Source organism: Acinetobacter sp. 1294596 (assembly GCF_000582925.1).
Classification (GTDB): Bacteria; Pseudomonadota; Gammaproteobacteria; order Pseudomonadales; family Moraxellaceae; genus Acinetobacter; species Acinetobacter radioresistens.
In genome coordinates this window covers 1-689 of record NZ_JFCC01000119.1, presented here as the reverse complement: position 1 = coordinate 689, position 689 = coordinate 1, and the positions used below count along the sequence as shown (strand labels likewise).

Genomic DNA, 689 nt, shown 5'->3' with positions numbered 1-689 from the left:
TTACAGCAATCTACATCTTCAAAAATTGCTTAGGCTATTTTTACTAAATGTGATGTTTTATAGATACCACTGGCTTTTGGGGGCGTAAGCGCAAGCCAGTGGCTCTAATTGGGGATTTTTGAAATGGCATATGTTTGTTCAGAGTTACAACTAATTGACAACGTTCAGACATGTGTTTCATGGGTTGAGCAGGTAACACTACTTGAACAACTCGCAATAACTAAGGCGCAAATGGTGATGTTGGGGACACCTATTGTGGGGATTTACGGCTTAATCATTGCGTTTTCTATTTTTAATAACTTTGCCAAGAGGGCTTAGACATGAAACAAAATCAACTTGCAGTACAAGAAAAACGTGGCGTTTTAACTTTACGTAACGTTTCAACTTATGGTTTGGGGGCAACAATTGGCGGAGCACTAGCTCTTTCACCTGCTGCTAATGCTGCGTCTTCACTTGATTTCACTGGTGCATCTGGTGAGCTAGACGGTGTTAAAACTGCTGTAGTCGGTATTATCGGTGTTTTAGTGACATTGATCGGTATCGGTATTGCTTGGTCTTACTTCAAGCGTACTGCTAAATAAAATAATTTCCCAAAGTGCCCCAGTTTTTGGGGCATTTTTCTTGGAGGCTGTATGGAAGAACAAGCGTCAATAATTTACTGGATTCCACTGGTGGTCACATGGGTAGCA

1 protein-coding gene is annotated in these 689 nt (G+C 41.1%); it reads left to right on the top strand.

Annotation, left to right across the window (positions count from 1 at the left end; genetic code table 11):
- The first annotated feature begins 320 nt into the window (after positions 1-320).
- Positions 321-581: a hypothetical protein gene (locus J502_RS16165; protein ID WP_000812658.1), complete on the top strand. Its 261-nt coding sequence runs from the start codon at positions 321-323 to the stop codon at positions 579-581.
- Positions 582-689 lie beyond the last annotated feature (108 nt).